At 67.1% G+C, this 24,555-nt stretch carries 26 protein-coding genes; 18 read left to right on the forward strand and 8 right to left on the reverse strand.

Features of this window, described 5'->3' with window-relative positions; all coding sequences use genetic code 11:
- Positions 1 to 2 precede the first annotated feature (2 nt).
- From crtI to QXH22_RS04365, 10 genes are all read left to right on the forward strand, one after another.
- Positions 3 to 1,523 carry a phytoene desaturase family protein gene (crtI, locus tag QXH22_RS04320; protein WP_306274992.1) on the forward strand — a complete coding sequence of 507 codons (1,521 nt, stop codon included), beginning with the start codon at positions 3 to 5 and terminating at the stop codon, positions 1,521 to 1,523.
- Positions 1,520 to 2,473, forward strand: a complete 954-nt coding sequence (locus QXH22_RS04325) for a phytoene/squalene synthase family protein (RefSeq protein ID WP_306241512.1) — start codon at positions 1,520 to 1,522, stop codon at positions 2,471 to 2,473. The genes crtI and QXH22_RS04325 overlap by 4 nt, the downstream gene beginning before the upstream one ends.
- Positions 2,470 to 2,793 (forward strand): lycopene cyclase domain-containing protein, encoded by a 324-nt coding sequence (locus QXH22_RS04330; protein WP_306241513.1) that lies wholly within the window; start codon positions 2,470 to 2,472, stop codon positions 2,791 to 2,793. The genes QXH22_RS04325 and QXH22_RS04330 overlap by 4 nt, the downstream gene beginning before the upstream one ends.
- The gene (locus tag QXH22_RS04335; RefSeq protein WP_065047943.1) at positions 2,790 to 3,101 is read left to right on the forward strand and encodes a lycopene cyclase domain-containing protein; all 312 of its coding nucleotides are present in this window, start codon (positions 2,790 to 2,792) and stop codon (positions 3,099 to 3,101) included. Before QXH22_RS04330 ends, QXH22_RS04335 begins: the two co-directional genes overlap by 4 nt.
- Before the next feature lie 2 nt (positions 3,102 to 3,103).
- Positions 3,104 to 3,823 carry a class I SAM-dependent methyltransferase gene (locus tag QXH22_RS04340; RefSeq protein ID WP_306241514.1) on the forward strand — a complete coding sequence of 240 codons (720 nt, stop codon included), beginning with the start codon at positions 3,104 to 3,106 and terminating at the stop codon, positions 3,821 to 3,823.
- The gene (locus QXH22_RS04345) at positions 3,820 to 5,337 is read left to right on the forward strand and encodes an NAD(P)/FAD-dependent oxidoreductase (protein ID WP_306241515.1); all 1,518 of its coding nucleotides are present in this window, start codon (positions 3,820 to 3,822) and stop codon (positions 5,335 to 5,337) included. The genes QXH22_RS04340 and QXH22_RS04345 overlap by 4 nt, the downstream gene beginning before the upstream one ends.
- The gene (locus QXH22_RS04350; protein ID WP_306241516.1) at positions 5,334 to 6,329 is read left to right on the forward strand and encodes a DUF5914 domain-containing protein; all 996 of its coding nucleotides are present in this window, start codon (positions 5,334 to 5,336) and stop codon (positions 6,327 to 6,329) included. Before QXH22_RS04345 ends, QXH22_RS04350 begins: the two co-directional genes overlap by 4 nt.
- A 39-nt stretch (positions 6,330 to 6,368) precedes the next feature.
- A complete protein-coding gene (locus tag QXH22_RS04355) occupies positions 6,369 to 6,737 on the forward strand; it encodes a DUF2784 domain-containing protein (RefSeq protein WP_306241517.1) in 369 nt (122 codons plus the stop codon).
- Between the two features lie 22 nt (positions 6,738 to 6,759).
- Positions 6,760 to 6,972, forward strand: coding sequence for a DUF2945 domain-containing protein (locus QXH22_RS04360; protein ID WP_306241518.1), 213 nt, complete (start codon positions 6,760 to 6,762; stop codon positions 6,970 to 6,972).
- Positions 6,973 to 7,123: 151 nt separating this feature from the next.
- Positions 7,124 to 7,711: a MarR family winged helix-turn-helix transcriptional regulator gene (locus QXH22_RS04365; RefSeq protein ID WP_306241519.1), complete on the forward strand. Its 588-nt coding sequence runs from the start codon at positions 7,124 to 7,126 to the stop codon at positions 7,709 to 7,711.
- Here the strand turns inward: QXH22_RS04365 and QXH22_RS04370 are convergent.
- From QXH22_RS04370 to QXH22_RS04380, 3 genes are read right to left on the reverse strand one after another with little or no spacing between them, the layout of a single operon-like run.
- The gene (locus QXH22_RS04370) at positions 7,634 to 8,932 is read right to left on the reverse strand and encodes a glycosyltransferase (RefSeq protein ID WP_306274993.1); all 1,299 of its coding nucleotides are present in this window, start codon (positions 8,930 to 8,932) and stop codon (positions 7,634 to 7,636) included. The two genes, QXH22_RS04365 and QXH22_RS04370, sit on opposite strands and share 78 nt — an antisense overlap.
- An 8-nt stretch (positions 8,933 to 8,940) precedes the next feature.
- On the reverse strand, positions 8,941 to 9,984 hold the full coding sequence (gene fni, locus QXH22_RS04375; protein ID WP_306241521.1) for a type 2 isopentenyl-diphosphate Delta-isomerase: 1,044 nt from the start codon (positions 9,982 to 9,984) through the stop codon (positions 8,941 to 8,943).
- Positions 9,985 to 10,016: 32 nt separating this feature from the next.
- Positions 10,017 to 10,613, reverse strand: coding sequence for a heme-binding protein (locus tag QXH22_RS04380; RefSeq protein WP_306241522.1), 597 nt, complete (start codon positions 10,611 to 10,613; stop codon positions 10,017 to 10,019).
- A 503-nt stretch (positions 10,614 to 11,116) separates the two neighbouring features.
- On the opposite strand from QXH22_RS04380, the gene QXH22_RS04385 reads away from it, so the two are divergent.
- The 3 genes from QXH22_RS04385 to QXH22_RS04395 all read left to right on the forward strand — a co-directional run bounded on the left by QXH22_RS04385 (position 11,117) and on the right by QXH22_RS04395 (position 14,283).
- On the forward strand, positions 11,117 to 11,479 hold the full coding sequence (locus QXH22_RS04385; RefSeq protein WP_306274994.1) for an STAS domain-containing protein: 363 nt from the start codon (positions 11,117 to 11,119) through the stop codon (positions 11,477 to 11,479).
- A gap of 4 nt (positions 11,480 to 11,483) precedes the next feature.
- On the forward strand, positions 11,484 to 11,879 hold the full coding sequence (locus tag QXH22_RS04390; RefSeq protein ID WP_306274995.1) for a hypothetical protein: 396 nt from the start codon (positions 11,484 to 11,486) through the stop codon (positions 11,877 to 11,879).
- Positions 11,880 to 12,024: 145 nt separating this feature from the next.
- Entirely contained in the window at positions 12,025 to 14,283 is a 2,259-nt protein-coding gene (locus QXH22_RS04395) for an MMPL family transporter (protein ID WP_306274996.1), read from the forward strand.
- Here QXH22_RS04395 and QXH22_RS04400 read toward each other — a convergent pair.
- Positions 14,253 to 14,762 (reverse strand): MarR family winged helix-turn-helix transcriptional regulator, encoded by a 510-nt coding sequence (locus tag QXH22_RS04400; RefSeq protein WP_306241526.1) that lies wholly within the window; start codon positions 14,760 to 14,762, stop codon positions 14,253 to 14,255. The genes QXH22_RS04395 and QXH22_RS04400 overlap by 31 nt on opposite strands.
- Positions 14,763 to 14,810: 48 nt before the next feature.
- Between QXH22_RS04400 and QXH22_RS04405 the strand changes: the two genes are divergently transcribed.
- From QXH22_RS04405 to QXH22_RS04420, 4 genes are all read left to right on the forward strand, one after another.
- Positions 14,811 to 16,898, forward strand: a complete 2,088-nt coding sequence (locus QXH22_RS04405; protein ID WP_306241527.1) for an MMPL family transporter — start codon at positions 14,811 to 14,813, stop codon at positions 16,896 to 16,898.
- Positions 16,891 to 17,370 carry a TspO/MBR family protein gene (locus QXH22_RS04410; RefSeq protein WP_306274997.1) on the forward strand — a complete coding sequence of 160 codons (480 nt, stop codon included), beginning with the start codon at positions 16,891 to 16,893 and terminating at the stop codon, positions 17,368 to 17,370. Before QXH22_RS04405 ends, QXH22_RS04410 begins: the two co-directional genes overlap by 8 nt.
- Positions 17,371 to 17,383: 13 nt before the next feature.
- Positions 17,384 to 18,718, forward strand: a complete 1,335-nt coding sequence (locus QXH22_RS04415; RefSeq protein WP_306274998.1) for a deoxyribodipyrimidine photo-lyase — start codon at positions 17,384 to 17,386, stop codon at positions 18,716 to 18,718.
- A gap of 95 nt (positions 18,719 to 18,813) precedes the next feature.
- Positions 18,814 to 19,359 carry a DUF4333 domain-containing protein gene (locus QXH22_RS04420; protein WP_306241530.1) on the forward strand — a complete coding sequence of 182 codons (546 nt, stop codon included), beginning with the start codon at positions 18,814 to 18,816 and terminating at the stop codon, positions 19,357 to 19,359.
- A gap of 105 nt (positions 19,360 to 19,464) precedes the next feature.
- Here the strand turns inward: QXH22_RS04420 and QXH22_RS04425 are convergent, their stop codons facing one another.
- The gene (locus QXH22_RS04425) at positions 19,465 to 20,202 is read right to left on the reverse strand and encodes an acyltransferase (protein WP_065047913.1); all 738 of its coding nucleotides are present in this window, start codon (positions 20,200 to 20,202) and stop codon (positions 19,465 to 19,467) included.
- A gap of 83 nt (positions 20,203 to 20,285) precedes the next feature.
- On the opposite strand from QXH22_RS04425, the gene QXH22_RS04430 reads away from it, so the two are divergent.
- A complete protein-coding gene (locus QXH22_RS04430; RefSeq protein ID WP_306241531.1) occupies positions 20,286 to 21,551 on the forward strand; it encodes a PQQ-binding-like beta-propeller repeat protein in 1,266 nt (421 codons plus the stop codon).
- A gap of 67 nt (positions 21,552 to 21,618) precedes the next feature.
- Here the strand turns inward: QXH22_RS04430 and QXH22_RS04435 are convergent, their stop codons facing one another.
- The 3 genes from QXH22_RS04435 to QXH22_RS04445 form a co-directional block, all read right to left on the reverse strand.
- On the reverse strand, positions 21,619 to 22,302 hold the full coding sequence (locus tag QXH22_RS04435; protein ID WP_306241532.1) for an esterase: 684 nt from the start codon (positions 22,300 to 22,302) through the stop codon (positions 21,619 to 21,621).
- An 81-nt stretch (positions 22,303 to 22,383) separates the two neighbouring features.
- A complete protein-coding gene (locus QXH22_RS04440; protein WP_306275960.1) occupies positions 22,384 to 23,610 on the reverse strand; it encodes a class I SAM-dependent methyltransferase in 1,227 nt (408 codons plus the stop codon).
- Positions 23,568 to 24,551 (reverse strand): class I SAM-dependent methyltransferase, encoded by a 984-nt coding sequence (locus tag QXH22_RS04445; protein ID WP_306241533.1) that lies wholly within the window; start codon positions 24,549 to 24,551, stop codon positions 23,568 to 23,570. The genes QXH22_RS04440 and QXH22_RS04445 overlap by 43 nt, the downstream gene beginning before the upstream one ends.
- Positions 24,552 to 24,555 lie beyond the last annotated feature (4 nt).

Genomic DNA, 24,555 nt, shown 5'->3' on the forward strand with positions numbered 1-24,555 from the left:
TGATGCGTACGGTGCGAGGCCGGACCGATCGGGTCGTGGTGGTGGGAGCGGGACTTTCCGGACTTTCGGCCGCATTGCATCTAGCGGGCCGGGGCCGTGACGTCACCGTGGTCGAGCGCGAGCCGTGGCCCGGCGGGCGAGCCGGTCGCCGCGATATCGGCGGCTACCTGATCGACACCGGTCCAACGGTGCTGACCATGCCCGACCTCATCGACGAGGCCTTCGCCGCCGTCGGGGAATCCCTGTCGCAGCGTCTTGACCTGCTGCCTGTCGACCCGGCCTATCGGTCCATTTTCGCCGACGGCGCCGCCCTCGACGTCCACACAGACGCCGAGCGGATGACCGCTTCGGTCCGGGAATTCGCCGGGCCGCAGGAAGCCGCCGGCTACCGGGCGCTGCGGGACTGGCTGGACCGCCTCTACCGGACGGAGTTCGACGGTTTCATCGCCTCCAACTTCGATTCGCCGTTGTCGATGGTGACGCCGCAGCTGGCCCGGCTCGCCGGACTCGGCGGCTTCCGCCGCTGGGAGACGATGGTCAAGCGCTACATCAGCGACCCCAGGCTGCGGCGGGTGTTCACCTTCCAAGCCCTGTACGCGGGCGTCGCGCCAAAGGACGCGCTGGCCGTGTATGCGGTGATCGCCTACATGGACACGGTGTCGGGAGTGTTCTTCCCGCGTGGCGGCGTGCGGGCCCTGCCCGACGCGCTTGCCGCCGCAGCCCAGGACGCCGGGGTGCAATTCCGGTACGGGTCCCCCGTCACCTCCCTGGAGCGCAACGGTGACCGCGTCAACGCGGTGATCACCGCTGAGGGCGACCGGATCGCCTGCGACGCGGTGGTGCTGACCACCGAGCTACCGCTGACGTACGAGTTGCTGGGCCGGCGGCCCAGGCGCCCGCTGAAGTTCCGCGCGGCGCCGTCGGCCGTGGTGATGCACGTGGGTTGCCGCGCCATCGAACCGCCTCCGGCGCACCACACCATCCTGTTCGGCGACTCGTGGGACCAGACGTTCACCGACATCATCGACGACGGCCGCCTGATGCGGGATCCGTCGCTGCTGGTGACGCGGCCGACGGCCAGCGATCCCGGCCTGGCACCGCCGGGTCGCGATCTGCTCTACATCCTCGCGCCGGCGCCCAACCTGGACCGGGGACGCGTGGACTGGTCGAACACCGCCGGCCCCTACGCTCAGACCATGCTGGATGCGGTGGAGCAGCGACTGTTACCGGGGCTGCGCGAGGATGCCGAGGTGCTGCACGTGGACACTCCCGCCGACTGGGCACGCGCCGGCATGTTGGCGGGCACCCCGTTCGCGCTGGCGCACACGTTCGCTCAGACCGGACCGTTCCGGCCCTCGAACATGGTGCGCGGTATCGACAACGCGGTGCTGGCCGGTTCGTCGACCACCCCAGGTGTGGGGGTGCCGACCACCTTGATATCCGGACGATTGGCGGCCGACCGCGTCACCGGGGTGGCGGACCGGGATTCGACGCACCTGGATCTGAAAGCCCGGTCGCGATGATCCGCACCGAGCTCGACGCGGCGGGCATCGACGACCCCGGATTGCGCGCGGCGTATCGCAGTTGCCGCAAGATCGCGGCGCAGAACGGCCGCACCTATTTCCTGGCGACCCGCTTGCTGGCTCCCGACCAGCGTCCGGCGATCCACGCGCTGTACGCCTTCGCCCGCCTGGCCGACGACATTCTCGATGAGTTCAATCCGAACCTCGACGCGGCGGCACGGGCGGCCCGGCTGCAGCTGCTGTCGGACCGGTTCTTCGCCGGCGGCGAGCAGCGCGACGAGCCGGTGCTCACAGCGGTCGACCACACGGTGAACCGCTACCGGATTCCGGCCGAGCTGTTCGTGGACTTCCTCGACTCCATGCGCATGGACCTCACCGTCACCGCCTATCCGGATCGCGACGCGCTCAACCGCTATATGCGCGGTTCGGCAGAAGTCATTGGCCTGCAAGTGCTTCCGGTCCTGGGAACGGTCACCGACACCGACGAGGCGGCACCGTACGCCGAAGCATTGGGGCGCGCCTTCCAGTTGACGAACTTCCTGCGGGACGTCGACGAAGATCTGTTGCGCGACCGGATCTATCTGCCCGCCGACGAACTGGCCGCTCACGGAGTAGACCGCGAGTTGATGCTGTGGTGTCACATGCACCGCCGCACCGATGCGCGGGTTCGGGACGCGCTGGCCGAGCAGCACAAGATCACCCGAGAGATCTACAGCTTTGCCGCGCAGGGCATTCCGTTGCTGGCACCACGTTCACGTCCGTGTGTGGCAACGGCGTTGACGCTCTATTCGGAGATTCTGGACCGTATCGAAGACAGCGACTTCGCCGTGTTCACCCACCGCGCCACCGTGGGCAAGGCGCGCCGCATCCAGGTGGCCGGCGGTGCGCTGTTCCAGTCCTGGCGTATCCGTCGATCTCTGCCCGAAAGCCGGAAGCCCGGTGCCGCGTGAGCGACCATTGGCAGTACCTGATCGTGCTGGGCCTGTGTCTGCTGATCACGTTGCCGCTGGAAGTGTTCGGCAAGGGCGTGTACCGCCAGCCCGGCCGCCTGTTGCGCGCGCTGGTGCCGTTCGCGGCGGTGTTCCTGGTGTGGGACGCCATCGCGATCGCCGCCGGAATATGGTGGTACAACGGCGAATACATCACGGGCATCGAGATGCCGCCTCGCATACCCATCGAGGAGGTGCTGTTCTTCGTGGTGATTCCGATCTGCGGGTTGCTCACCTACAGCGCGGTGAGCACCATCCTCGCCTGGAGCAGACGCCGATGACCGGACTGGGTTACACCGTTCCGGCCGTGGTGTCTGTGCTGGCGGTGTGCGCACTGGAATTCACGGTGTTGCGTACCGGCCTGTTCCGGAAACTGGCCTACTGGTTGTCGATGGTGATCGTGCTGGGCTTCCAGGTTCCGGTCGACGGCTGGTTGACAAAGCTCAGCGCGCCGGTGGTCATCTACGACGAACGGCAGACCAGCGGCCTGAGATTTCCCTTCGACATTCCGGTCGAGGACTTCCTGTTCGGCTTCGCGCTCGTCACTGGGGTGTTGCTGCTGTGGGAGTATCAACGTGTACGGCGGTGATGATGGATAAAGCAGGTCTTGCCCGCGGCGACGTCCCAGACGCGTTCGACGTCGGCGCCGACGCCTACGACCGGCTGGTCGGGGCCAACCCCGGCTACCACAGCAACCTGCGGCGTTCAGCGCAGCGCATGGGCCTACCGGACAACGGCCGCGGTCTGCGACTGCTCGATGCCGGGTGCGGCACCGGAGCGTCGACGGCCGCCCTGCTCTCGGTGGCGCCGGAAGCCGAGATCGTCGCCGTCGACGCCTCGGCCGGCATGCTCGAGGCGGCGCGCGCCAAGTCGTGGCCGGCGTCGGTTCGGTTCGTGCACACCCCCATCGAGGAACTCGGCGACCACGGAATCACCGGCCCGTTCGACGGCATCCTGGCGGCCTACCTGCTGCGCAACCTCGCCGACCCGGACAGCCAGTTGCGCGCCTTCGCCGAAATGTTGCGGCCGGGCGGGACATTGGCGGTGCACGAGTACTCGGTGCGCGATTCCCGCGCCGCCATCAGGATCTGGCACGCGGTGTGCTGGGGCATCATCATCCCGTCGGGCTGGTTGCGGACCCGCAGCACCACCCTGTATCGGCACCTGTGGCGCAGCGTCCTGAGTTTCGACGGGGCGCAGCGTTTCCGGCAGCGGATGTCCGATGCAGGTTTCACTGCAGTCCGCGGCGAAACCATGCCAGGCTGGGAACGCAACATCGTCCATACCTTTATCGGGGAGGTGCCGCTGTGACCGACCGACGCCGCGAACGACACTCGGCAACGCCCGGGCTGGCCGACGCCACCTCGCTGGCGTCGCGCCCGCGCGTCGTTGTCGTCGGAGCCGGGATCGCCGGCCTGGCCGCTGCCACCGGACTGGCCGAGCGCGGCGTCGACGTCGAGGTGGTGGAGAAGGAGTCCTATCTCGGCGGGCGGGTCGGCGGCTGGACCGAACAGACCGACGGCACCGAAACCCCGATGAACCGGGGATTCCACGCCTTCTTCCGCCAGTACTACAACTTGCGGGCGCTGCTGAGCAGGGTGGACCCCCAGCTGCGCATGCTCACACCGGTCACCGACTACCCGTTGATCGATGGCGCGGGCCGGCGCGACACCTTTCGCGGACTGCCCCGCACACCGCCCTGGAACGCACTCGTGTTCGCGCTGCGCAGCCCGACGTTCCGGCTCTCCGACCTCGCGCGCATCGACGCCCGCGCGTCGGCGCCGCTGGCCGCGGTATCGGTTCCCGAGATCTATCACCAGCTGGATCACCTCGACGCCGAGACATTCCTGAAAAGCATCAACTTTCCGGAGTCGGCGCGCCACCTCGCCTTCGAGGTGTTCTCGCGCAGCTTCTTCGCCGAGCCGACGCAACTCTCGGCCGGGGAACTGGCGACCATGTTCCACATCTACTTCCTGGGCTCCAGCGAGGGCCTGATCTTCGACGTCGCGAACGCCAATTTCGATGTCGGCCTGTGGAATCCGTTGCGGAAGTATCTCGAAGGACGCGGTGCCCGCTTCCGGGTCGGCGCGCCGGTGCAGCGCGTCGAGACCGTCGACGGCGGTTTCCGGGTGCACACCGCCGACGATTCCCTGGCCGCCGACGCGGTGGTGCTCGCGCTCGATGTTGCTGGCCTGCAACAGATTGTCGCCACCTCGCCCGACCTCGGGAACGACCTGTGGCGAGCGCAGATACGGCGGCTGCGCACCGCGCCTTCGTTTGTGGTTCACCGGCTGTGGCTCGACCGCCCGGTCAGGCCGGACCGGGCTCCGTTCCTGGGTACGGCCGGCCATCCCCCACTCGACAACATCAGCGTGCTGGACCGCTACGAGGCCGAGGCCGCCGCCTGGGCCCGCCGTACCGGTGGCTCTGTCGTTGAATTGCACTCCTATGCAATGGATTCCGCGACTCCCAGCGAAGCGGCGATCGAGCAGTTGCACAAGCTCTACCCGGAGACCGCCGGTGCCACGGTGGTGGAGGAACGCGTGCTGCGCCGAAGCGACTGCCCGTTGTTCACCCCGGGCACCTACACCCGCCGCCCCACTGTGGCCACACCGCAACCCAATTTGGTGCTGGCCGGCGACGGCATCCGGGTGGACCTGCCGGTGGCGCTGATGGAGCGTGCCGCCACCACCGGCTGGGTCGCCGCCAACCAACTGCTGGCGCGGTGGGGTGTGTCCGGTCACGACCTGCTCACCGTTCCCACCCGGGGCCGGTCGGCATTGCTGAGATCGCTGGCGCTGCGCCAAATTAGAGGGCGCGCATGAGCGTCGGCGATCAGTTCCGCGACCGGTGGCCCAAAGACTGGCCGCTGCAGCTGGTTCCACGTGCGGCGTGGACGCAGCAGCGTCCGACCTACGGCCAGGCCCAACCGTCGATCATCAATGCCGCCCTGGAACGGTCGCAGCGCCGGCCCACCGGGAACTGGTACGTGTTCGCGGCCAGCACTGACGTGCGCAGCACTCGTCCACTCGGCGCGCGCGTGGCCGGCGTCGAACTCGTCGCCTGGCGCGATCGGCTCGGTCATCTGACGGTGGGTCCGGCGAGCTGTCCGCATCTGGGCGCAGATTTGGCCACCGGCACGGTCGCCGACGGGGTGTTGTTCTGCCGCTGGCATGGGCTGGCGCTGGAAGGCAATTCGTGCAAGTTGGGCTGGGCACCACTGCCGAGTTACGACGACGGCGTGCTGGCCTGGGTGCGGCTGGACGCTGTCGGCGGGGAAACACCGCGGGACGTGCCGGTCATCCCGGAACGGCCCACCGGAACCACGCTGCCCGCCGTCGCCCGCGTCGACGGCACCTGCGAACCGCAGGACATCATCGCCAACCGCCTCGACCCCTGGCACGGCAGCTGGTTCCACCCCTACTCGTTCACCCGGCTCGAGGTGCTCACCACCCCGACCGAGGAGGACGACCGATTCGTCGTCTCGGTCACCTTCCGGGTCGGGCGCTTCGGTGTGCCGACCATCGCCGAATTCACCTGCCCCGATGCGCGCACCATCGTGATGCGCATCGTCGAAGGCGAGGGCGCCGGCAGCGTCGTCGAAACTCACGCCACCCCAATCGGTCCGGGGCCCGACGGGCATCCCCGCGTCGCCGTGATCGAAGCGGTCGTCGCACATTCGCAGCGCCCGGGGTTCAAAGCGGCTCTTTCGGTGGCGCCCCTGGTGGCACCGCTGATGCGCTACGCGGCCAACCGCCTGTGGCGCGACGACCTGGCCTACGCCGAACGCCGGTACCGGCTGCGAAGCGGCGACTGACCCGCGCACCGCTGCCCAGTCATCTAGGCTGAATCAGCGATGAAGAGAAGATATTTCGCCCTTGTGATCGCCACCGCAGCCGCGCACTTCGCCTACCTCGCCTACCTGCCGAGCGGCGGCTTCCTGGCATTGCGCTGGCGGCGCACCTTCTGGCTGCACCTTCCGACCGTCTGCTGGGGAGTCGCGGTGGTCACGCTGGATCTTCGGTGCCCGTTGACCACCCTGGAAGACTGGGCGCGCGCCCGGGCCGGCATGGGCGCCTTGCCGGAGAACGGCTTCATCGGCCGCTACGTAGACGGTGCCGTCCTGCCTTCCAACCGCACCGGCATTGCGCAAGGACTGGCGTTCGCCGCGGCCGCGCTCTCCTGGATCGCGTTACTGATCCAGGGCCGGCGGGTACCCGCCTGAGAAACGACGGAAGCGAGCTCAGGTGAGCGACGACAATCTGCGCAAGGGCGACAAGGTCGAATGGAAGAGCCACGGCAACACCGTCGAAGGCACCGTGGAACGGAAGATCACCTCGGACACCGAGGCGGCGGGCCGCACCGTGCGGGCCTCCAAGGACGACCCGCAGTACCAGGTGCGCAGCGACAAGACCGGTAAAGACGCGGTGCACAAGCCGGATGCGCTGAAGAAAAGCTGACGATCGCGCGCGACGACCACTGCACGCGGCACCGCTCGAACGCCCTTCGCGGAACCACGACCCGACCCCGAGCTAAAGCCGGGGGTACCGGCTAACGCACCATCGGGCGGGAACGCCGTACTCTGAGTGGTTGATGAAGGGGTGCGGGTAGGTGACCAAGCGCGGCGCAACTGAGCCGCCGCCGAGGCGGGCGGAGCTGGAGAGGCAGCTCTCGGCCGACATTCGCGCGATCACCGCCCGTTCTGATCGGGTCGGACGGCACTACGCCCGCGTCAACGCCGTCAGCAATAGCGATTTCCACGCCCTGCTGCACATCATGGTGGCCGAAACCGCGGGTAAGCCGCTCACCCTGGCGGAATTGCGGCAGCGGATGGACGTATCGCCACCGGCCATCACCTACCTGGTCGACCGGATGATCGAGGCCGGCCACATCCGGCGCGAGCCCGACCCCGACGACCGCCGCAAGTGGCTCTTGCGCTACGAGACGCGCGGCATGAGTCTGGCCCACACGTTCTTCAGCCCCCTCGGCGCACACATCAGGGCGGCCCTGGCCGACATGCCGGACAAGGACCTGGTGGCAGCGCACCGGGTGTTCCTGGCGATGATCGACGCGATGGCCACGTTCGAGGACGAACTAGCCGACGTGGAGCACCACGAGGAATCAGCGGAACTCGGACGAAGCGCTTCGACCGCCCGCCGGCGGCAGGGGGCCGCCCGGTCCGACGTGCCGCGACGCTGAGAGCAACCGCTGCTCGATCAGATCGGCGCCCCGCGCCACGCCCCCGGTCGCGGCGAACCCGGCGGCCACCCGCCGCGCCCCGTCCGTCATCGTCGCCGCTCTGAGCACCGCGGCCCGCAGTCGTGCCGGTGTCAGCCGCTTGGGTGGTAGCCGGGTGCCACATCCGGCCATCTGCACGCGACGCGCGACCTCGCCCTGGTCCCGGGCGAAGGGCACCACGCAGACCGGTACACCCCGGTTCAGCGCCTTCACGGTGGTCCCCATGCCGCCATGTGTGACGACACACGCGGCCCGCTCGAGCACCGGCCCGTGCGGCACGAACTGACACACCGTCGCGTTCGACGTCCGGGGAAGGCCCGCCGGCACGCCGGCCGGGAAGGTCGCTACGACGTGAACGGGTTCGTCGGCCAGTGCCTTCAGCGCGACGTGACCCAACTTCGCGTCGGCCTGGGCGATCGAGGAGGTACTCACCAGCACGATGGGCCGCTCGACCGCATCCAGCCAGTCCGGAGCAGCCGACACCGTCTGCTCGAACACGCACGCACCGATGAAGTGCACCGTGTCGGACCAGTCCGGGTGTGGATACTCGAACGGCTCGCCTCCGACCGCCAACAGCAGCGGCGCCCGCCTCATCAAGGCGTCCACCGAATTGATCAGCGGCGCGCCCAGTTCGGCGCGGAGCGCGTTGATCCGCGGCAACATCGGGCGATCGAACAGGTACCTGACGAAGGGCCGCATCGAGGCGTCCCGGACCCGCCCGATCACTCCCGGCAGCGGTCGCAGGCCGGGTCCGAACGGTGGCGCCGTCCGCGAATGGAGATAGGGCGTGAACGGTGAGAACACCGCCCACGGCAACCCACTGACGTCGGCCGCCGACATCGCGCCCCAGCAATTCGCATCGACGATCACCGCATCGGGCGCTGTCTCGGCGATCGCGCATCTGAGATCGTCCACCTCGAAAACGGCCCGTCGGCAGAGCACGTCGATCGACCGCTTGAGAACTCCTAAAGCGTTGTGCGCCAGCCAATCATCGCCCACGATGGCTTCGATTCGCGGATCCACCGGATCGGTCTTCACGCCAAGCGCCCGCATGGCGACGACTTCGCTGCTCATGGTGCGCAGATGCACCTGGTGCCCGCGGGCACTCAACTCCTGCAGCAGTGCGGCCATCGGATAGAGATGACCCAGCGCGGGCGAACCGTAAGCCAGAATGATGGCCATGCGTGAGCCTAGCTGACAGGCAGCGCGCCGAGCGTGCGCAGCGAAGGCAGATCGGCCGCACCACATCCGTGCAGGCAGACGCGCAGTTCGTCGATGAAGCTCTGCAGCCACGCGGTTGCCGCATCGGCCGACTCGATCGCGGAGGTGAGCAGGGGGCGGGCGACCGCCACCACGTCGGCGCCCAGGGCGAGCGCTTTCGCCGCGTCCATACCGGTCCGGATACCACCCGAGGCGACCAGCGGGATGCGCGGAAGCGCCGCACGCACCTCCAGCAGCGCTTGCGCCGTGGGTATACCCCAGTCGGCCAGATCCGGGTAGCGCAGTTCGCCATAGCGGACCAGCTGCTCAACCCGCGACCACGACGTCCCGCCGGCCCCTGCCACGTCGATGGCCGCCACCGGCGGTTCTCCGGTCGAGCGCAGCAGTTCGGCAACCGCGGTGGCGCCGAGGCCATGGCCGACTTCCTTCAACAACACCGGGTAATCCAGCATCGGGATCAGGTCGTGCAGCCGGTCCAGAGATCCCGCAAAGTCGGTGTCGCCGTTGTGCTGCATCGCCTCTTGCAGTGGATTGGTATGCACCGCAAGTGCATTGGCACCCACCCGGTGGAGCGCCGCATTGATCTCCGGTATCGCGTCCTTGACGAACTGGGACAGTCCGATGTTCCCCACCAACAACACATCTGGGGCCACGTCGCGCACGGCGAAGCTCGGCGCGGCCTGCTCGCCCAGGGCACTTTCCAACATCACCCGCTGAGAGCCGAGCATCATTCCGATGCCCAGCCGCTGCGCGGCGGTCGCCAGATTCCGGTTGATGGTGCCCGACAGCTCGGCACCTCCGGTCATGGCGCCCACCAGCACCGGCGCACGCAACGGGCACCCGAGGAACTGCGCCGACAAGTCGATGTCGGCCAGATTGGTCTGTGTCAGCGCGTTGTAGGGAAGCCGATACCGTTCCAGGCCCGTAGTGACCCCGTGATAGTTCACGTCCCCGTCCAGGCACACGTCGATGTGACGCAGCTTGCGGGTCGCCATCTCGCGCGGCTGCGCCATCACGGAACTCCGGCCCTAGCGGTCAGCAACACTCAGACCTCACTCCTGGGTTTGACCGGTACGGCGATCTCGTTGCGGCGCAAGGCAGGAACCGTCCACGGCGGGTCGTAGAACCAGGCCGCCGGGGAGTCCGTCGCCTCGAATCCCAACTCCCCCAAGGTGTTCATCAGCTGTTTGGTGTGGGACTCGACGGAGCGCTTGGTGGGGATGCCGCTGAATTTGTGCACCGCGACGGTCGCGGGCGGCACGTTCACCAACTTGACGTCGCCTTCGTCCGGCGCGGGAAGGGTGTCCATGGTTTTGTGCGACGGCATGAAGAATTGAATCACCCATTCGCCCTTGGTGCGGGATTCCTGCGCCACCGGCGCGGTCATCGCGATCTTGTCGCGATTGTTGTTCGCGCCGAAGATATAGCGCGCGAGCCGGCGGAACCCGACATTGCGTGCCGACTCCTCGTCGGCCACAACGGTCGTCTGAGCCGCGATCCGATCGCCGTAATGACGGATCTCCACGTCGCGGGTGAGCTTCTCGGTGGTGTGAGCAGGCTCCTCAATGCCGTGCCGGTAGCCCACGACCATGCCGGCGGCTTCGGCGAATTGCCCCACCACTGCACCAATCGATTTCAACAAGGTGGCCTCTTTCCCCTATCAGTCCATGGTGTCGCGATTTTCCGGCGCCCACAACTGAGCCAGTGCTCAGACCGGCGTCGTCGTTGCTGAACCACCACCCGGGCAGTACGCCTCGGCAGTCTCGAGCATACGCGCGATCCACGATTTTGTTAAGTTACTGAATGTTTAAATCAATTAAGCTATCCCCCCTTGAGCTGTGCCCGCGTCAGCCGGAAAACGAAGACGTCCCGCCACTCGTTCACCCTTCCTGCTTGCGGAATACCCGGCCCAGGTGGCCCGATGACCGGCAAGCCTCGTGTTGCCATGGTCACTCACCGAAACCCACGGGCCGGATTGCGTCTAGGCTGGTGTCAGTTGAGTCCGCAGCTACATTCCTGAGCTCTGGAACCGCTCATCCGCTGGTTCCGCCCACAACTTGATAGGCAACACCGATGCACGCTGTAGATTCACCAGACCAACGCCGCCCCCGCTACCGCTACGTGGTCAATTGCGATGGGGCACAAATGTTCGTATACGCCCGCCGGCTGGCCACCGTGGTCCGTGTGGACGGCGGCGTCGACGCCGCCAACGCCGCGCGGATCGCCGCGGAGATCCGACGATTCACCAGAGCACGCACGCCGCTGATCGTCGATCTCAGCCACCTCGATTTCCTAGGTATCGAAGGATTCCAGCAACTGCTCGCCCTCAACCATCAGCATCGCGCCGCCGGCCTGTACTGCTCCGTGGTGAGCGGTCCCGCATTGGGCCCGCTCCTTCGAGTGGTCAAGGACCACGGCCTTGCCCTGGTCCGATCCGTACCGGAGGCACTGCAGATGATCGAGGACGCCGTCGCCATCCGACGATCGGCTCCGGGGTTGGTGCGGTAGCGCGATGGCCTCGAAACGGCACCTGGACCGTACGTTCCCGTATGAATACGACCTACGCCTGGTGCCGTTCTGGCTGCCCTTCCGCTGGCCCGGCGAGCAAGGTGTGACGCTGACTCAAGACGGCCGCTTCGTCGCCCGCTACGGCCCGTTGCGTGCCGAAGCGCCGCTGTCCCACGTGGTGGAAGCGCATATCACCGGTCCGTACCGCTGGTGGACTGCCGTCGGCCCGCGCCTGTCGATGGCCGATGACGGGCTGACCTTCGGAACCAATGCCGACGCCGGGGTATGCATTCATTTCCAGCCACCGCTGCGCAGGGTCATCGGATTCCGGGACCATTCGGCACTAACGGTGACCGTAGCTGATTCGCGCGGTTTGGTAGCAGCACTAATCTCCGGGTAGTGAATTCCACGGCAACTTCGTTGTCGCACATGGCAAGTAACGCAACCTTATTTCTCGCTCGGCTGGCAACCAACGCTTCATTGGATTAATGTTTAATAAACTGAACTGTCGTTTCGGTTGGTAGCGAAAGTTCGAGGGACGGAACATGTTGTCGGGACTTGTCCGAGCCTGCGTCGCCGCGCCGCGACGGGTGATCGCCGGCGCGATTCTGGTGATGATTGCGGCCGCCGTTTTCGGCATACCCGCTGCCGGCAGTCTGTCTGGGGGTGGATTCCTCGATCCCAACTCTGAATCGGCCCGGGCATCGGCCATGCTCACCAACACCTTTCACCAAGGTGACATGGAACTGGTGTTGCTCGTCAGCGCGGAAAACGGCGTGAAGACCGGCAATGGCCACCTGGTCGGCACCGAGCTGGCACGACAGCTTGCTGAATCGCCGTTCGTCTCTCAAGTGGCCTCACCCTGGCAACCGCAACCCACCCCCGGAACGGTCAGTGGTGACGGCAAGTCCGCGATGATCATCGCCGCACTCAAGGGTGACGAGAACACCGCCGCCAAACACGCCCAGACGCTGGCGGACCGTTTTGCCGGAGAACACGACGGCGTCACGGTACAAGCCGGTGGGTCGGCCATGGTCTATGCGCAAATCAACCAGCAGACCGAAAAAGATTTGCTCCGAATGGAAGTCATCGCCATTCCGTTGAGTTTCCTCGCCCTGGTCTGGGTCTTCGGCGGTGTGCTGGCGGCCGCGCTGCCGGTGGCGGTGGGCGGTTTCGCAATCCTGGGCTCACTCGCCGTCCTGCGCGGGATCGCATTGGTCACCGACGTGTCAATCTTCGCACTCAACGTCGCGGTCGCACTGGGATTCGCTCTGGCCATCGACTACACCCTGCTGATTATCAGCCGCTACCGCGACGAACTTGCCGACGGAGTACCACCTACAGAAGCGGTGGTGCGAACCATGTCGACGGCCGGGCGAACCGTCCTGTTCTCGGCGATGACGGTGGCACTGGCGCTGCTCGGAATGATCTTCTTCCCGATGTACTTCCTCAAGTCTTTCGCCTATGCCGGCATCGCGGTGGTCGCTTTCGCCGCTGCCGCTGCCGTGTCGGTCACACCGGCCGTGCTGCTGTTGCTCGGCAACCGGATCGACGCGTTCGACGTACGGCACCTGGTACGTCGCCTGCTGCGCCGGCCGACACCTTCTCCGCGGCCGATAGAGCAGACCTTCTGGTACCGATTGGCGAAATTCGTTATCAGACAAGCGATACCGCTGGGGCTACTGCTGGTTATCGTGCTGCTTGCGCTGGGCACGCCCTTCCTCGGGGTCAAATGGGGCTATGCCGACGACCGCGTCCTGCCCGACACGTCGTCCGCGCGATTGGCCAACGAACGGATCCGAGCGCAATTTCCGTCCAACTCGGCCACCCGCCTCAAGGCGGTCATTCCCGACACCACCGGGTTGAGCCGCCCGGATCTCGACACCTACGCCGCCGCGTTGTCCCGGGTGCCGGATGTGTCGTCGGTGTCCTCACCAACCGGGACCTTCGTCGCCGGCGAGCCCAAGGGACCACCCTCAGCGCCAGCCGGAATGGCCGACGGCGCAGCGTTTCTCACGATTGACAGCACCGCCCCGCTGTACACCGAGGCATCCGAGCAGCAACTGGCCCGGGTTCACCAGATCGCACTGCCCGCGGACAAGCAAGTCCTGATCACCGGTCTGGCGCAGACAAATCAGGACTGCGTGCGCGGCATCACCTCGCGCTTGCCCCTGGTGTTCGGCTTCATTGCGATTGTCATGCTGGTGCTGCTGTTCCTGCTGTCCGGCAGTGTGGTGCTGCCGATCAAGGCGGTGCTGCTCAACATCTTGTCGCTTACGGCGACGTTCGGTGCGCTGGTGTGGATCTTCCAGGAAGGCCACCTCGGCGCGGCCGGCACGACTCCCACCGGGACCTTGGCGGTTAATGTCCCGGTGCTGATGTTCTGCATCGCGTTCGGGCTGTCGATGGATTACGAGGTGTTCCTGCTGTCCCGCATCCGCGAATACTGGCTCGCCTCATCGCAGACCCATGCCGACAACGACGAAAGCGTCGCGCTGGGCATCGCTCGCACCGGTCGGGTCGTGACGGCCGCGGCGCTGCTGATGTCGATCTCGTTCGCCGCCCTGATGTCCGCCGGCGTGTCGTTCATGCGAATGTTCGCCGTCGGGCTGACGATCGCGATCCTGGTGGACGCCACCGTGATCCGCATGATGCTGGTGCCCGCGTTCATGCACGTGCTCGGCCGGCTCAATTGGTGGGCACCGAAACCACTGGCGGCTTGGCACCGCCGGACGTTCACCGCCCTTCCCGAACACGGGCAACCGCCCGCCTATCAGGAATCGGTGGGGCCCAGCTCAGCCTGAAACCGGCGCATCGCGGCGAGCAGCGCGTCGAAAACCCGATGCGCCGCAGCCAGATCCGCGTCGGGCAGATCGGCCATCGCTTCGTGGGTGTGCTCCCCGAGTGGGGTGAAGAACAATCTTGCGGTGTTCATACCGGGCTCGGCGTGGCGCAGGATGACCTTGCGCCGATCCGCCGGATGGGAGTCCCGCCGAATGTGACCGGAGTCGATCAGGCGATCGACGAGGTAGGTGATCGCCGCACCGGACAGACCCATCCGCTGGCTGAGATCCCCGGACGTCATCGGTTGACCCGCTGTCTCGGCGACCATGATGTGCAGCAGAGCCCGAAAATCGGTCGGCCGAACATCGTGGGAGACAGCAAAGATCCGGCCGATCTGGTCGGACTCAGACGACAACTCCCGCAGATCAGCAGCGATCTGCGATTCCAGGGCGGTTCGCTGGCACGCCTGCTCGTCGGGTTCCATACCGATGAGCAGCATATCTGGTTTCTGACCGAATTTCAGTTGATTAATATTTCAGTTACTGAAATGCTTGGTGCTGTGTGGGACGGACTTGCCGCGACTGTGACCCGACGACTCTCCTGGTTGCTCGCACTCGGCGTCTTCGTACTGGGCGTCGGTTTCATGGTGCTGGTGGGCGGGAATGCCGCAGCGGGGCAGGCGCCGCTGTCGGTGCCTACCGAATCGGATTCGGCGAAGGTGCAGAAGCTGTCCAGCCAGTTTCCCGGTGGAGACCGGGTACCGCTCATCGTGGTGGTCAACGGTGCCGCCACCGACAGTGCGGGCGCCCTGAAGCAGGCGTGTGAAGGCGCCCGCGACCGGATGCAGACGGAGCTCAATTCCGGCATACCCGCGGCGCCGGTCCTGGTGTCGGCCGACGGCAAGGCGGCGATCGGGGTGGTGCCGGTCAGCGCCGAACTGTCCGGCTTGCCCCTCAGCGACGCGGTGGACGCGCTGCGCACCGCCGCCAATCGAGGCCTGCCCACCGGCATGACCGCACATGTCACCGGCGGACCGGCGTTCGGGGCGGACATCGCGAACGCGTTCAGCAACGCCAACGTCACCCTGCTGGCGGTAACCGCGGCGGTGGTGGCCCTGCTCCTGATTGCCACCTACCGCTCGCCCGTGCTGTGGCTGGTGCCGTTGGTGGTGATCGGATTCGCCGACCGCCTGGCCAGTGCGGTCGGTGTCGCGGTGGCGTCGCTGACCGGGTTGACCTTCGACGGCTCGACCTCAGGCATCACCAGCGTGCTGGTGTTCGGTGCCGGAACCAATTACGCGCTGTTGCTGATTTCGCGATACCGGCAAGAGCTCCGGCGACATGACGATCACCGTGACGCGTTGCGGCGCGCGGTCCGGATGGCCGGGCCGGCGATCGTGGCCAGCAACGCCACCGTGGTGCTGGCTCTGCTCACCCTGATCTTCGCGTCCACGCCCAGCACGCGCAGCCTGGGAGCGCTGGCGGCCTGCGGTTTGTTGGTTGCGGCGGTCTCGGTCCTGCTGCTGTTGCCGCCGCTGCTGGCCGTGTGTGGACGGCGGCTGTTCTGGCCGTTCGTGCCGCAGCCCGGCGACACCCAGCACAGTGACACCGATACCGGCATCTGGCATCGCGTCGCCGAATCCGTTTCGCGCCGTCCGGTTTTGGTCGCTTCGGTCACGATCGCGCTGCTGGCCGTGCTGGCCACCGGACTGCTGACCACGCGCATCGGCCTCTCCCAAACCGAACAGTTTCGCGTCAAAGCAGATTCGGTGACGGGCTTCGACATCGTGGCCCAGCACTTTCCGGCCGGCCTGGCCAACCCCACCGAGGTGATCGCGCCGGCCGACAAGGCGCCGGAGGTGCAGCAGGCGATCGTCGGCACTCCCGGCGTCATATCAGCGAACCCGTCCGGCACCTCGGCGACCGGGCTGACCAAGTGGTCGGTGGTGACCGATGCCGCACCGTCTTCTCCGCAAGCATTCACCACCATTGCGGCACTGCGACATTCGACCAAGGCGGTGACACCCGACGCCATAGTGGGTGGGCCGGACGCTCAGGCGCTGGACGTGCGAGACGCGGCGGTACACGATCGGATCCTGCTGATACCGGCGATCCTGCTGGTGATCCTGGTTGTCCTGTACGCGCTGCTGAGGTCCGCTCTGGCACCGCCGACATTGCTGGCGGCGACGATCCTGGGCGCACTGGCCGCGCTGGGCCTGGGCGGCTGGGCGAGCATGCATGTGTTCGGATTCCCGGCGCTGGACAACATCGCGCCGCTCTACGCCTTCCTCTTTCTGGCCGCACTCGGGGTGGACTACACCATCTTCCTGGTCACCCGTGCACGCGAGGAGGCAGCCGAGCACGGGGCGCGGGACGGCATGGTGCGCGCGGTGTCGGCCACCGGCGGCGTCATCACCAGCGCGGGAATCGTTCTGGCCGCGGTCTTTTGCGTCCTCGGCGTCCTGCCGCTGATCGTGATGACCCAACTGGGCATCATCGTCGGCCTGGGGATCCTGCTGGACACTTTCGTCGTCCGCACCCTGGTGATCCCCGCACTCTTCGCTCTGATCGGCGACCGTATCTGGTGGCCGGCTGACCTTAATCACGCCAAAACCGAAGGGAGACATCATGAATAAGTCAACTCTGGCCGGCACCGCGCTGGCCGTCACCGCGGCTGCGGCGTCCGGGAGCGTCGCCAGCCCCAACCGGACACCGGGTTGGTACGACCGGCTCCGCAAGCCTAGTTTCCAGCCACCCAAGGTGGCCTTCCCGATCGCCTGGACCAGCCTGTACACCGACATCGCGGTCACCTCCGCGAACACCATCGACCGCTTCCGCGAGGACGGGCGCGACGCGGAAGCCCGCAACTACGCCGCGGCCCTCGGCGTCAACCTGGCCATCAACGCGGGCTGGAGCTGGCTTTTCTTCCGCTACCACAAGCTGGGCCCCTCTGCGGTGGGCGCCGCGGCGCTGACCGCCAGCAGCGCCGACCTGGTGCGGCGCGCCGTCGACGCCGACCCACAAAAGGGCTGGGCCCTGCTGCCCTACCCGCTGTGGTGTGGATTCGCCACCGTATTGGCCACGAGCATCTGGCGGCTGAACCGCTGAAGGAGGGCCGACCATGCCGGCACTGTTGTGGTTTCGACGCGACCTTCGGTTGCGTGATCACCCCGCGCTTGCGGCCGCATCGGAGAACGACGAAGTGCTGGCCTGTTTCGTGCTCGATCCGCGACTGGAGGCGTCGTCCGGACCGCGGCGCCTGCAGTTTCTCGGTGACTCGCTGCGCCGGCTTAATGACGATCTAGGCGGTCGGCTGCTGGTGACACGCGGGCGCCCGGAGGAGCGAATTCCATTCCTCGCCAAGTCGATCGAGGCCGCTGCGGTGCACATCTCGGAGGACTTCACGCCGTTCGGGCGGCGCCGCGACGAGCGGGTCCGCGATGCGTTGGACACGGTGCCACTGGTCGCCACGGGCTCGCCGTACCTGGTTTCGCCCGGGCGGGTCACCAAGGACGACGGCACGCCCTACAAGGTGTTCACGCCCTTCTTCGGCAGGTGGCGCGAAACCGGTTGGCGCTCCCCAGCCTCTACCGATGCCGACAGCGCACGCTGGATCGACCCGTCGCAAGTGAAGTCCCGCAAAGAGGTCAAGGCGCCCGATCCGGGCGTCGAGCTGGACCTCGCGGCCGGCGAGGCGGCGGCCCTGTCCCAGTGGGCGTCGTTCCTCGAGGCTGGGGTGCAAGGCTACGCCGACGACCGCAATCGGCCGGATCTGCCCGGCACCAGCCGGATGTCGGCGCACCTGAAATTCGGCACCATTCACCCCCGGACGATGGTCGCCGACCTCAACCGGCGGCGCCAGGGCGACTCAGCCTACTTGCGGGAGTTGGCATTTCGCGATTTCTACGCCTCGGTGTTGCATCACTGGCCGCACAGTGTCTGGTGGAATTGGAACCGCGACTTCGACGCCATCGAAACCGACACCGACGCGCAGGCCAAGCGCAAATTCGAGGCATGGAAGGCGGGCGAAACCGGCTACCCGTTCGTGGACGCCGGGATGCGCCAACTGCGCGAGACCGGGTTCATGCACAACCGGGTGCGCATGATCGTGGCCTCGTTCCTCGTCAAGGACCTTCACCTGCCCTGGCAATGGGGCGCCCGCTGGTTCCTCGAGCAACTGGTGGACGGAGATATGGCCAGCAATCAGCACGGCTGGCAGTGGAGTGCCGGCTGCGGCACCGACGCGGCACCGTACTTCCGGGTGTTCAACCCGACCAAACAGGGCGAAAAGTTCGATCCCGCAGGCGATTACATTCGCCGGTGGGTACCCGAACTGGCCGATGCCGACGATGTCCACCTGGCCAAGGGGAAGCGGCCGAAAGGCTATCCCGAACCCATCGTGGACCACGCGGCCGAGCGCACGGAGGCGCTGCGGCGCTACCGGGACATCAGCTGAGGCAGCCATTTGGCTGATTCGCTTTTCAGATGGTCGCCGGCGTGCCATTATCTCCCCGACTCATCACGGGGTTCTACACACGCCAGGGAGGCGCTATGGCTCGGATCGTTCGGACGTTGCTGGTCTCGGGTGCCGCCGTCGGCCTGATGGCCAGTGCCGGGGCCTGCTCGTGTTCGGTCGGATCGTCGGGCCCCAAGACGGTGAGCAAGAAGGACGTCGCCGGCCAGATCATCACCAAGATGACCGACTCCAACGGCAACAAGCCGAGTTCGGTGAGTTGCCCGGACGACCTGCCGGCCAAGGTGGGCGCGCAGACCAACTGCGAGATGAAGGTCAAGGACGAGACCTACAACGTCAACGTCACCGTCACCAGCGTCGAAGGCAAGGACGTGAAGTTCGACATGGTGGAGACGGTCGATAAGGACCAGGTCGCCCACATCATCAGCGACAAGCTCTACCAGCAGGTCGGTCAGCGGCCCGACGCGGTCACCTGCCCGGAGAACCTGAAGGGCTACGAAGGCGCCACGCTGCGCTGCCAGCTCACCGACGGCAGCTCCAAGTACGGCATCAATGTCACCGTCACCAACGTGGTCGGTGGGGACGTCAACTTCGACATCAAGGTCGACGACCACCCCGAATAGGCCGATCCCCGGGTGTGCGTCCGCCGAGATTGACGCTGCGCACAGCCGGCGCGGCGTGTCGTGTGCGTACGGTCAGTGTCGCGCAGTCCGCAGGCCAAGCGGTTTCTACTGAGCGGCCTTCTTGCGTTCGATATCGGCAAGTGCCGCAGCCAGTTCGGCGCGTTGGGCGGCTGAGGTTTCCCACGACAGCTTGCGGTTCTTGACCACCTTGGCCGGCGCGCCGACCGCGATCGAATAATCCGGGATGACGCCGCGGACCACCGCGTGCGACCCCAGGACGCACCCTCGGCCGACGGCCGTGCCGCGCAGCACCGATACCTTGACCCCGATCCAGGTGTCGGGGCCGATCCGCACCGGGGACTTGATGATGCCCTGGTCCTTGATCGGCAGCGTGATGTCGTCCATCCGGTGGTCGAAGTCGCACAGGTAGCACCAGTCGGCCATCAGAGCGGAGTCGCCGAGCTCGATGTCCAGGTAGCAGTTGATGACGTTGTCGCGGCCCAGCACCACCTTGTCACCGAACCGCAGCGAGCCCTCGTGCGCCCGGATCGTGTTCTTGTCCCCGATGTGCACCCAGCGCCCGATCTCCAGCTGCGCCAATTCGGGTGTGCAGTGGATCTCGACGCCCTTGCCCAGAAACACCATGCCGCGGGTGATGATGTGCGGATTCTGCAGCTTGAACTTCAGCAGCCGCCAATATCGCACCAGGTACCACGGGGTGTACGCCTTGTTGCGCAGTACCCACCTCAGCGAGGCGAGCGTCAGGAATTTCGCCTGGCGCGGATCCCTGAGCCGCCCTCCCCGCCACCTGCGATGCAGCGGAGCACCCCACATGCTCGTCATGTGCCGAAGCCTACCGACGACGGAGCCGCCCGGACCGGCGGGCTGCGGAGTTGGGCGATCGGCCGCCCGCGATACCCTCACGTGTGCTCGCGCGACGTCTCCTGACGCCTGTCCTGGTGGCCATCCTCACCCTCGGGCTCGGCGGTTGCGGTAACACGGACTCCTGGGTGGACGCCGCACCCGCGCTGGGCTGGCCGGCGCAGTACGGTGACGCCGCCAACAGCAGCTACAGCCCCACGACGGGCGCCGGCAAGCTCGTCCTGCGGTGGACTCGCTCGGCCAAGGGAAGCGTGGCGGCCGGCCCCGCCCTCGGAGCACGCGGCTTCCTGGCGCTCAACGCACAGACCCCGGGTGGCTGCTCCTTCATGGAATGGGAGATCGGCAACGGCCGGCAGCGCTGGTGCACCCGCCTGGTGCAGGGCGGCGGCTTCGGTGGCCCGCTGTTCGACGGCTTCGACAACCTCTACGTCGGGCAACCCGGAGCCATCATCTCGTTCCCGCCGACCCAGTGGACGCGCTGGCGGCAGCCGGTGATCGGGATGCCGACCACCCCGCGGTTCCTGGGCGACGGCCATTTGCTGGTCAGCACTCACCTGGGACAGCTACTGGTTTTCGACACCCACCGCGGTGCCGTCGTCGGGACCGCGCTGGATCTGGTGGAGGGCGTCGACCCGGCCGATGCGACACGCGGACTGGCCGACTGCGCGCCGTCCCGCGCGGGCTGCCCGGTGGCGGCTGCGCCCGCATTCTCGCCGGCGAGCGGGACGGTGGTCGTCAGCGTCTGGCAGCCGGGGGCACCGGCAGCTGGACTGATCGGGCTGAAGTACCGCGGCGGGCAGCTGTCCCGCGAGTGGACTAGCGACGCCGTCAGCGCTGGCGTGCTGGGCAGTCCGGTGCTGTCCGCCGACGGCACCACCGTCTACGTCAACGGCCGCGACCAACGGTTGTGGGCGCTGCAAGCCGCCGACGGCAAGGTCAAATGGTCTGCGCAGCTGGGCTTTACGGCGCAGACGCCACCGTCGGTCACGCCGCAGGGTCTGATCCTTTCCGGCGGTGGCCCCGATGCCCGGCTGGCCGCCTTCCACGACAAAGGCGATCATGCCGACTCGGCCTGGCGACGCGACGACGTCACCCCGCTGTCGACCGCGTCGGTGGCCGGCGGCAGTGTCGGCTACACGGTGTCGGCCGGGATGAACCTGCTGGTCTTCGACCCGGGCGATGGCCACACCGTCAACATGTATGCGCTGCCGGGAGCCACCGGATCCCCGGTCGGAGTGTCGGTGGGCAAGGACCGGCAGGTGGTGGTCACCACCAGCGACGGCCAGGTGTACTCCTTCGAGCCCGCCTGACCGTTGGCTCGGCGTTGAGGGCGCGCGCTACTCGCACTTCGTCGCCACCGGCGCAGAATGAACGGCACTAAATCGCCAGCGGCGGGATCGAGCTGCGAGGCACCTGCACCTGGGTGGCGCCGGCGAAGGACGGCAGCAACTCGCCCTGGGCGAAGTAGAAGATCAGCGCGTCGTCGGTGATTGCGAAGTTCTGGTAGTTGGTCGGGTCGTGACCGGCACCCGGCGAAATCGTCACACCCAGTCCGGTCTGGTGTTCCAGTTCCCGTTGCACGATTGGGAAGATCGCGTCCAGCGCGTTGGTATTGGGCGCAAACAGCGTGTCGAACGTGATGGGTTGCTTGCTCCCCAGGTTGTAGTTGAACGCCTTGAACCAGTTGGACGGCCGGGCCCCGCCGAGATCCTGGAAGAACTTCAGCACCACGCTGCGGGTGCGGGGCGGCTGTCCGGAGCTGTGTTGCTCGTTGGTGGCGTCCATCTGATAGGGCTGGTCACGCCGGCCGCCCGAACTCTGCGCGACGTTGACGAACCCGTCGCGGTTCTGCGTGATGTAGTCGGTCAGCGCCTGCTGGTCGGGATAGTCCACGGGAAAGGTCATGTCCAGTGTGTAGGTGGCGCTGGATTGGTGGATATGGCACATCTGGGCAGCCTCCAACGAGCCGCCCAGTGCGGCACACGACGGCGGGGCGGCACTCGCCGGCCAGCCAACCACGGCGGCGGCGGCCAGCGCTGCGGCCGCTATCAGATAACGCATCTCTGTCCTTGTACCGAGTCCTTGCACACCAAAGTGGCGTAAGTACGCCCTATGGGGTAATCGCCGTCAGCGTACCCGGCGTTACCGAGACGGCTGGCAAACGTAGGCCACCGCGTGACTGGCACTCTTCGAGCCGCTGCGCCCGATCCTGGCGATGACCACCGAGAGCGCTCTGCCGCCGTGCAACCGCAGTCGGCGACGCAACTGGTCAGGGTCCACCTGTACCCCGCGTACCAGGATTTCGGCCGCCCCGCAGTCCAGCGCCGACAGGGCCTGCCGCAACCGCCGCTCGTCGAAGGCCAGCTGCTCGAGAACTTCGAAGCCACGGACTCCGGGCGGCAGCCGATCACCGGACAGGTAGGCGATCTCGGGGTCGAGCTGCCACAACCCGTGCCGGGCGCCGTAGTGACGCACCAGGCCGGCCCGGACGACGGCGCCATCGGGGTCGATGATCCATCGGCCCGCCGTCCGCACCTCGCAGTCGTCCGGATCGGCGGAGGTGAGGTGTTCGCCGAGGTCGAGGATGCTCGCGCGTCGCCGCACACCCGGCTGGGCCAGGTCGCCCGACCACAGGCAGGCCTCGCGGACCGAGCCGCGGTAGGACGTCACCTCGATCTCCCCGTCGAAGCCGAGTCGGCCGACTTCGTCGAAATCGATCCCCGGAGCACACTTCACCGCGCTGTCCCGGCCGCGGTAGACGGTCAGCAACGGTCCCAGGGCGGGCTGGTAATCGGCCGGATTGAAACGGCGGCGGCCGCTGCCACGCCGGGCCGGGTCGACGATGACGGCCGCGCCGCGGGTGACCGGGTGCAACGCATCGGCGCGGCACAGAGCTGTCGTCGCTCCGAGGTTGTGGCGCGCCATCGCCAGCCGGACGGGGTCGATGTCACTGCCGATGACCCGCTGCGCCACGCCGGAAAGCGCGGCAAGCTCGGTGCCGATCGAGCATGTCGCGTCGTGCACCACCCGCCCGGCCAGCCGGGCCGCCCGGTGCAGCGCTACCGGTGCGGCGGTGGCCTGCTGCAGCGCTTCGTCGGTGAACAGCCAGCCCGAGACGTCACCCAAACCGGCCAGCTTCTCGGCCGCCTTGCGGCGCAGCAACGTCGTCTCCACCAGCGCCGGAGCACGCTCACCGAACCGGCGGCGCACCGCGTCGATGTCGGCAATCCGGGTGGCGTCACTGAACTCGAGGCCGGTGACAATCGCCAAAGCCTCGCGGCCGGCTTCCGAGCGCAGGTATCTGACGTCGCCGGTATCGAACGGGCTCAGGAGGGTTTGACCCCGGTGACCATCACGTTGTAGAACCAGCCCTTCGGGGCGATGTGCCGCCAAACGTTGGCGTCCACCCAGCTCAGCGCCTTCCAGCCGTTGAAGGCGAACTTCGCCCAGCCCCAGCCCAGCTTCCCCGGCGGTACCGTCGACTCGAACGTGCGGACCGGCCAGCCGAGCATGGCGGCGGTGAACTCCTCGCTGGCGGTCTTGACCTGCACCGCGCCCGCGTTGGTGGCCATCCGCTCCAGGTCCTTGGGGTCGAAGGTGTGCAGGTCGACGATCCACTCCAGCGCCGCGGCCCGCGAGTTCTCGTCGATCTCCTCCTGCGGGCGGCGCCAGCTGCCCAGCCCGGGCAGCTTGACTGCCCGGATGGTGACGTTCCAGGTGAGGTCCGCCAGCGCCCGGGCGTAGCCGTTGCCGACGGTGGTCGGCTCACCGGCGAAGACAAACCGGCCGCCGGGCTTGAGCACGCGCAACACCTCGCGCAGCGACAGCTCGACGTCGGGAATGTGGTGCAGCACGGCGTGCCCCACCACCAGGTCGAAAGTGTTGTCGTCGTACGGGATGCCTTCGGCGTCGGCAACCCGGCCGTCGATGTCCAGGCCCAGCGACTGCCCGTTGCGGGTGGCGACCTTGACCATGCCGGGCGACAGGTCGGTGACCGACCCGCGCCGCGCCACCCCGGCCTGGATCAGGTTCAGCAGAAAGAATCCGGTGCCGCAGCCGAGTTCCAGCGCGCGGTCGTAGGGCAGCTCGCGGGTCACCTCTTCGGGAACGATGGCGTCGAAGCGGCCCCGGGCGTAGTCGATGCAGCGCTGGTCGTAGGAGATGGACCACTTGTCGTCGTAGCTCTCGGCTTCCCAGTCGTGGTAGAGCACCTGGGCGAGCTTGCTGTCGTGCCGGGCCGCCTCCACCTGTTCGGCGGTGGCGTGCGGGTTGGGTGCCGAGTCGGCGGGAATCTCAGAACTCCTCGTCATGCAG

Origin of the sequence: Mycobacterium sp. TY814 (assembly GCF_030755175.1) — a bacterium.
GTDB lineage: Bacteria > Actinomycetota > Actinomycetes > Mycobacteriales > Mycobacteriaceae > Mycobacterium.